Here is a 7,471-nt window from a genome sequence, read left to right on the forward strand (position 1 = left end):
TAAATTCTCAAACGCAGATAAAACAATGAACCGGTTCCGCACTCCCGCTTTTCGCCCGCGAAAAGCATCCATTCAGTCTTTTGAACCTGGGAGAAGCGGCCGAAATCAACAAATTCACCTGAAAAAGGCTCGAAATTTCGAATCTAACCTAAAAAGAGTGAAAAACTTTAAAACCCAACCCAAACCCAAAGGCATGCGCAACCCCGCGCATGCCTTTTAAAATGTCGGATCGCTTATTGCGATCCAATATTTATGTATATAATACTTTACTTAATGTTAAGTTTAGTGTACATTATGTTATATAAAGCGAACATCTTCAAAGGAAGGATGAAGCCAATGCTGAAGAATCGGGTGAAGGAATTGCGCGCGCGGCACAGCCTGACGCAAAGTGATTTGGGCAAACAGGTTGATGTCACACGGCAGACGATTGCGTTTATTGAAAAAGGGGAATTTTCTCCGTCGATCATGCTGGCACTGAAATTGGCGAAGGCGCTGCAGGTGGAAGTCAACGAATTATTCTGGCTGGAAGGGGAGAAGGAAGATGAAAAATGATTTTCGATTGAGCTACCCGTTATGGATGATGGCGTTTATCGTGGTGCTGGGTGTATTGGCGTTCGGCTTGAACTCACCGATTGCTGAATTCGTCAATACTGAAAGTGAAACGAGCCTTACAATCCAGTTGGAGGCACTGGACGGTTTTATTGTATTCTGTTCAATTATCCTTTACTTTGGATTAATGGCAGTTTACCTGCTGAGACTCAGAAAGCACAACAAGGAAAACCCGTCGCAAAAGATATCGCCTTTTGCCATCCGTCCGCCTGAATATCTCGAACAGGATGAAGGGATGACGTTCATCACCCGGAAAGCGGTCCAGAAAGTATACAGTTTCATCACGCTGGCATTGCCGACCCTTGCAGCTTTTGCCATTGTGCTGCCGGTGCCGAGACTATTGATCATCTACGGCATCCTCGCGATCGCTTTTGGCCAATACCTGATTTATTATCTGGAAATCCGCAAACACTTCAAGGAGGAAACAGAATGATCTACGAATACATCCTGGTTTTTCTCGGCGCCGCGATACCGTGGTTTGAAATCGCGCTCGTCGTTCCGCTCGGCATCGTTTGGGGGCTGTCCCCGTTTTGGGTCATGCTCTTGGCGTTCGTCGGCAATATGCTGACAGTGCTGGTACTCATCATCGGCTTTGACCGTTTCAAGGACTGGTACAATAAACGCCAGGAAGCCAAAGGCAAAACGCAAAATAAAAAAAGCGAGCGCGCCAAACGCATCTGGAATAAATACGGTTTGCCGGGACTTGCGATGCTTGGCCCGATCCTGATCGGCACGCACATTGCGGCATTCATCGGCATGACGCTCGGAGCCACAAAAAAGAATACGACGATCTGGCTGACCATATCAATAGGTGTCTGGACGCTCGCATTCGGCATTCTGACAGCGTTGGGCTTTGATTTCTTCACAAGGGAACTCTAAAGAAGCGGCTCCAGTATGCTATACTGAAGCTATTCTGATTTAAAGGCGTGAAGAAAAATGAAACGAATAGAATCTCTGCAAAACTCATTGGTAAAACATTGGAAAAAACTCACCACCACCCGCAAGGAACGGGATAAATTTTCGGAATTCCTCGTGGAAGGATTTCATTTGACGGAAGAATCCTTGAAAAAGAAAGAACTCGTGAAAGGATTGATTGTCCGAGAAGGCGTCGATATTCCGGATAACTGGGATATTGGAGGGGTTCCGCTCTATTCGGTGACTGCCGCAGTGGCGAAAGAAATTTCCGAAACGGAACATTCGCAGGGGATTTTTGCGCATTGCGCCCAGCCGGAATTTTCGACGGATGAGCAGGCAAATTGGACGCGTCTACTGTTGATCGACGCTGTCCAGGATCCCGGCAATATCGGCACGATGATCCGCACCGCTTCAGCTGCCGGCATCGATGCAGTCATACTTGGAAAAGGCTGCGCCGATCCGTTCAACCCGAAAACCGTCCGTTCGGCGCAGGGCTCGCATTTTCAGATTCCCGTCGTCCGCGGCGAACTGACCGATTGGGTTCCGCAGCTGAAAAGCTCAAACATCCCGGTATTCGGCACATCGCTGCAGCGAGCGGTTCCGGTGCATGAAGCGAAGACACAGGAACGTTTCGGGCTGATCGTCGGCAATGAAGGAAGCGGCGTTTCGCCGGAGCTTCTGCAGCTGACGGACCAGAATCTGGTAGTGCCGCTGTACGGTGATGCTGAGTCACTGAATGTCGCAGTCGCGACCGGGATTTTATTGTACAGCCTGGTCCCAAAAGGATTAAGTTGATAAAGCATCCGAACTTTCGTATAATTGATTAGAATTCAAAAAACAAAAGCGTTGACCGGGAAAAGTACGGAATCCATCTGCATCCAAGGAAATTTGCGCCTCGACTGAAAGCGCGGATATGCAGACATTTCGGAAGTTCACCCCGCGAGCTGCCGCCGGGACCAGCATTTGCTGTAAAGGTGGGCCGGTGAAGAGCCGTTACGTAAATGAGTGATTGCTTTCGGGCAATAACTAGGGTGGTACCGCGAATAATGCCTCGTCCCTTTTCTGGGACGGGGCTTTTTTATGTTTACGAGGAGGAGAAAAAATGGAAATTCAATTGAATGAACTGAAAACACAGGCACTGGAAAAAATCGCTGCCGCAACAGACGTCAAAGAACTGAACGCTGTCCGAGTCGCATATCTCGGCAAGAAAGGTCCGATCACGGATCTGTTGAAAGGCATGGGTAAACTGCCTGCTGAGGACCGTCCGAAAATGGGCGCATTGGTCAACGTTGTCAGAGAAGAAGTGACCGAGCGCCTTGAAGAACGCATGGAAATTCTGGAAGAGCAGGCCATCAATGAAAAACTGCAGAGTGAAACAATCGACATCACGCTGCCGGGGCGCCCTGTCAGAACAGGAAACGCGCATCCGCTGACGCGTGTCGTCGAAGAAATTGAAGATCTCTTCATTTCCATGGGCTATGAAGTGGAAGAAGGTCCGGAAGTGGAAAAAGATTATTATAACTTCGAAGCGCTGAACTTGCCGAAAGGGCATCCTGCGCGCGATATGCAGGATACTTTCTATATTTCGGAAGAACTTTTGCTGCGTACGCACACATCACCGGTACAGGCGCGGACGATGGAAGCGAAAGGCGGAGAGCCGATCAAAATCATCTGCCCGGGTAAAGTGTACCGCCGCGACAGCGACGACGCGACGCATTCCCACCAGTTCACGCAAATCGAAGGGCTGGTCATCGGAGAAGACATCCGTATGAGCGATTTAAAAGGGACCTTGTCCGTCTTCGCCAAGAAAATGTTCGGCGACGACCGGGAAATCCGTCTGCGCCCAAGTTTCTTCCCGTTCACGGAGCCTTCTGTTGAAATGGACATTTCATGCTTCAAATGCGGCGGGGAAGGCTGCAACGTCTGCAAGAAAACCGGCTGGATCGAAATTCTCGGAGCGGGTATGGTGCATCCGAACGTTCTGGAAATGGCCGGCTATGATTCAAAGCGCCTCACAGGATTTGCATTCGGCATGGGGCCGGAACGCATTGCGATGCTGAAATACGGAATTGAAGACATCCGTCATTTCTACACGAACGACGTCCGCTTTTTATCCCAATTCGAACGCACGGAAGTTTAAGGAGGAAATCAAATGTTAGTATCTGTAAAATGGTTGAACGATTATGTAAATACACAGGGTCTGCCGCCGGCTGAACTTGGCGAAAAGATTACGCGCGCCGGCATCGAAGTCGACGCCGTCATCGACCGGTCGGAAGGCCTTTCGAATATTGTCGTCGGCTACGTGGAAGCCTGCGAAAAACATCCGGAAGCGGATAAACTGTCGATCTGCCAGGTCAATGTCGGCGAAACGGTCGACCAGATCATCTGCGGCGCACCGAATATCGCCGCTGGCCAAAAAGTCATCGTTGCCCGTCCTGGAGCTCGGCTGCCGGGTGGCATGAAAATAAAAAAAGCGAAACTCCGCGGTGAAGAGTCGAACGGCATGATCTGCTCCCTGCAGGAACTTGGCATTGAAGGCAAATTGGTGCCGAAAGCGTATGCGGAAGGAATCTATGTCCTGCCGGAAAACGCGGAAGTCGGAACAGATGTCATCACCAATTTCCATCTGGATGATACAGTTCTGGAACTCGGCCTCACGCCAAACCGCGCGGATGCCATGAGCATGCTCGGCGTCGCTTATGAAGTCGCTGCGATTCTGGAAGAAGAAGTGAAATTGCCGGAAATTACTTACACCGAAGCGGAAGAAGAAGCCTCTTCCATGCTGACGGTGAATGTTGATTCGCCGGAAGCCAATCCGCTCTACGTGGCTAAAGTAGTGCGCAATATCGAAGTGAAGGAATCACCGATGTGGCTGCAGCAGCGTCTGATGGCTGCGGGCGTCCGTCCGCATAACAACGTGGTCGATGTCACGAACTATGTATTGATGGAATACGGCCAGCCGCTTCACGCATTCGATTACGATTTACTCGAAACAGGCAATATCACTGTACGAAATGCGAAAACGGATGAAACCATTACAACCCTTGATGGCAATGAACGAAAACTCTCACTCCATAACCTGGTGATCACCAACGGAGAGAAGCCGGTTGCCCTCGCAGGCGTCATGGGTGGGGCGAATTCGGAAGTAAGCAAAAACACGACAACCGTTGTCATCGAATCCGCTTATTTCAATTCAGCCTCGATCCGCTCCACGTCCAAAGAACACGGACTGCGCAGTGACGCAAGCTCGCGCTACGAAAAAGGCGTCGACCCGAACCGCGTCATCCCTGCGGCAGAACGCGCTGCTCAATTGCTGGCAGAACTGGCCGGCGGCGAAGTGCTGAAAGGTTCGGTGATCTTCGATGAACTGAAACGCGAAGAAAAAGTCGTCACCGTATCACCGGATTTCATCAACAGCCGTCTCGGCATGAAAATCCGTTTTGAAGACATGCTGGATATATTGAACCGCCTCCAATTCAAGACGGAAGCGATGAACAATCAATTGATGATTTCGGTGCCGACGCGCCGCCAGGACATCCAGATTGAAGAAGATATCGTGGAGGAAATTGCGCGCCTTTACGGCTACGATGAAATTCCATCGACTTTGCCGGAAGCAGCCACAACGCCAGGCGGCCTGTCGCCGTATCAGCTGAAACGCCGCGTCGTCCGCCATTACCTGGAAGGTGCAGGCCTTCTGCAGGCGACGACATATTCACTGACATCTGAAAAATCGGCAACACATCTCGCCTTGAAACCGACTGACTTGACGCGTCTTTTGATGCCGATGAGCGAAGAGCGCAGCACACTGCGCCAGAGCCTGCTGCCGCATTTATTGGAATCCGTTTCCTATAATACGGCGCGCCGCACGGATTCAGTCGCTTTATATGAAACCGGATCCGTGTTCCTGAAAGGCCAGGATGAGCTGCTCAATGAAGAAGAACATCTGGCAATCGCCATGACCGGCTTATGGCTTGACAACAGCTGGCAGGATGAAAAGAAAGCCGTCGATTTCTTTGTCATGAAAGGCATTGTTGAAGGTTTAGCTGCAAAACTCGGTGTCGAACTCGAATTCGAACGCGGAGAAATGGATGGCCTGCATCCTGGAAGAACCGCATTCCTTACGTTGGAAGGGCGCCGCATCGGTGTCATCGGCCAATTGCACCCTACCGAACAGAAAAATCGCGATCTGAAAACGACCATCGTGCTGGAACTCAGCCTCGCTGAACTGTTCGCGGAACCAACCGAAGAATTAGTATATACACAGGTGCCGCGTTATCCATCGATCACACGCGATGTGGCACTGGTATTATCTAAAATCGTCGAAGCGGGAACAGTCGAAAAACTGATCCGTTCCGCTGGCGGCAAACTTTTGAAAGATGTCCGCGTATTCGACCTGTACGAAGGCGACAACCTCGAAGCCGGCAAGAAATCAGTGGCATTCTCACTGACTTACTTCGATCCGGAGAAAACGCTGACTGATGAAGAAGTGACTGCCGTGCATGAAAATGTGGTGCAGACACTGGTTGAGTCGGGTGCGGAGTTGCGGAGTTAAATAGAAGGAAATGAAATTATAAGAAGACGGAGTCCAGATGTTATGGACTCCGTCTTTCTTTATGGAATTGAAGTTACATAATATTTATATTTGAAATTATTTATAATATTTCCTGTATATCCCTGTTTTAAAATGAATTACGAATTATATTACAATTAACCAGTGATAATTGACTAGTATTTTGATTGCTCTATGGTAAAATTAATCTATTCTATATACAACTATGAGCAATGGAAACCTTAGGGATATATTTCTCCAAACGGAAGAGCGGGGGATTCGGATGATAAAGCAGTTAAAAAATAACGACGGGTTAACATTAGTGGAGATTTTGGCGGCACTGGTGCTTTTGAGCATTGTGCTTATCACTTTTATGTCATTCTTTACGCAGTCGGCGAAGTTTACGGCAAGTAATGAAGAGACTTTAACTGCAATTCAAGTGGCTGAGGATGTTGTAGCAAAAGTCAGAGATATAAAGGCTTTTGAAGAAATTGAGCTTTTTAATAACTTTGAAGAAGGCGAAAATGATTCCTATATAAATAAAGATTCTTATTATTTATATGAAGTAACAGTTAAAAAAGAAAATAGAGTAGATGATCTTGATTTGAGAAGAGTTACTATTTCTGTTTTATCTACATCAAATCGAGATATAAAAAACAAAGCTTTCAATACAGAAATGTACTTTGAAGAGAAAACGCCATGAGAAATGAAAATGGAATAACTCTAGTAGAAATTCTCGCCGCCTTGGCCATAGTAGGAATTATAACCGCAGTAATTGCATCGGTTTTAATAACAGGAACTTCTTCTGCAGATCGAACTTCATCAAAACAACAGTTGCAGCAGGAAGCCAATTATATAGTAGAAGTAATCAGAGCAGAATACTTAAAAAATGGTACTTTAGAGATAGATATAAAAGCTGATTCTCCAAATAAGAAATTATTAATGGATGAAAATGTAGTTTCTGAAGGATATTCTTATTTGATTCATGACCTTGATAACTTAGATTATGACCCAGTAAATAATATTATCTTTTCCAACGAGCTTAATTTTTTTACAGACGACAATATTAGAGTGAAAATCGATATAAAGGACGGGAAAAATCAAATTTTCACCATTGACACAACATTCAGCAAAGTTCGCTAGGAGGAATGAAAATGAAGGCCAAGAACAATGAACATGGTTATGCCCTTTTAACGGTTTTAATGCTGGTGCTTCTATTCACTGTTTTGGGAATGGGACTGTTAGTGATGAACATTAATGCTTCGAAGCAATTTAGTTTAAAGGAAGAGCAGGTGCAAGCTAGGCATTATGCTGAAATGGGTTTATTACATTATAAAGCCCGCATAGAAAACGACATTAAAGATTATAAATTTTTAGCTACGAAAGAAGAAGAAGAAG

The 7,471-nt window shown here is 47.1% G+C and carries 9 protein-coding genes, 1 pseudogene and 1 other annotated feature; all 10 genes and pseudogenes read left to right on the forward strand.

Going from position 1 to position 7,471, the window contains the following annotated elements; translation table 11 throughout:
* Positions 1 to 220, forward strand: a 220-nt coding sequence (locus KW93_RS17860) for a hypothetical protein (protein WP_033543606.1), incomplete at its 5' end; no start/stop codon positions are given.
* Between the two features lie 116 nt (positions 221 to 336).
* On the forward strand, positions 337 to 552 hold the full coding sequence (locus tag KW93_RS13745) for a helix-turn-helix transcriptional regulator (protein ID WP_033543607.1): 216 nt from the start codon (positions 337 to 339) through the stop codon (positions 550 to 552).
* The gene (locus KW93_RS13750; protein ID WP_033543608.1) at positions 542 to 1,042 is read left to right on the forward strand and encodes a hypothetical protein; all 501 of its coding nucleotides are present in this window, start codon (positions 542 to 544) and stop codon (positions 1,040 to 1,042) included. The genes KW93_RS13745 and KW93_RS13750 overlap by 11 nt, the downstream gene beginning before the upstream one ends.
* A complete protein-coding gene (locus KW93_RS13755) occupies positions 1,039 to 1,488 on the forward strand; it encodes a small multi-drug export protein (RefSeq protein WP_033543609.1) in 450 nt (149 codons plus the stop codon). Before KW93_RS13750 ends, KW93_RS13755 begins: the two co-directional genes overlap by 4 nt.
* Before the next feature lie 57 nt (positions 1,489 to 1,545).
* Positions 1,546 to 2,319, forward strand: coding sequence for a TrmH family RNA methyltransferase (locus KW93_RS13760; RefSeq protein ID WP_033543610.1), 774 nt, complete (start codon positions 1,546 to 1,548; stop codon positions 2,317 to 2,319).
* 42 nt (positions 2,320 to 2,361) lie between these two features.
* Positions 2,362 to 2,586 (forward strand) — a binding site (T-box leader).
* A 40-nt stretch (positions 2,587 to 2,626) separates the two neighbouring features.
* Positions 2,627 to 3,664, forward strand: coding sequence for a phenylalanine--tRNA ligase subunit alpha (gene pheS / locus KW93_RS13765; protein ID WP_033543611.1), 1,038 nt, complete (start codon positions 2,627 to 2,629; stop codon positions 3,662 to 3,664).
* 12 nt (positions 3,665 to 3,676) lie between these two features.
* Positions 3,677 to 6,076, forward strand: a complete 2,400-nt coding sequence (gene pheT / locus KW93_RS13770; protein ID WP_033543612.1) for a phenylalanine--tRNA ligase subunit beta — start codon at positions 3,677 to 3,679, stop codon at positions 6,074 to 6,076.
* Between the two features lie 280 nt (positions 6,077 to 6,356).
* Complete coding sequence (locus tag KW93_RS13775; protein ID WP_033543613.1) at positions 6,357 to 6,776, forward strand: type IV pilus modification PilV family protein; 420 nt, start codon at positions 6,357 to 6,359, stop codon at positions 6,774 to 6,776.
* The gene (locus KW93_RS17000; protein ID WP_052131634.1) at positions 6,773 to 7,216 is read left to right on the forward strand and encodes a type II secretion system protein; all 444 of its coding nucleotides are present in this window, start codon (positions 6,773 to 6,775) and stop codon (positions 7,214 to 7,216) included. Before KW93_RS13775 ends, KW93_RS17000 begins: the two co-directional genes overlap by 4 nt.
* Before the next feature lie 11 nt (positions 7,217 to 7,227).
* A pseudogene (locus KW93_RS13785) lies at positions 7,228 to 7,471 on the forward strand (hypothetical protein); the annotation flags it as partial.

The organism is Planococcus sp. CAU13 (assembly GCF_000775575.1).
In the GTDB taxonomy this organism is placed as follows: domain Bacteria; phylum Bacillota; class Bacilli; order Bacillales_A; family Planococcaceae; genus Planococcus.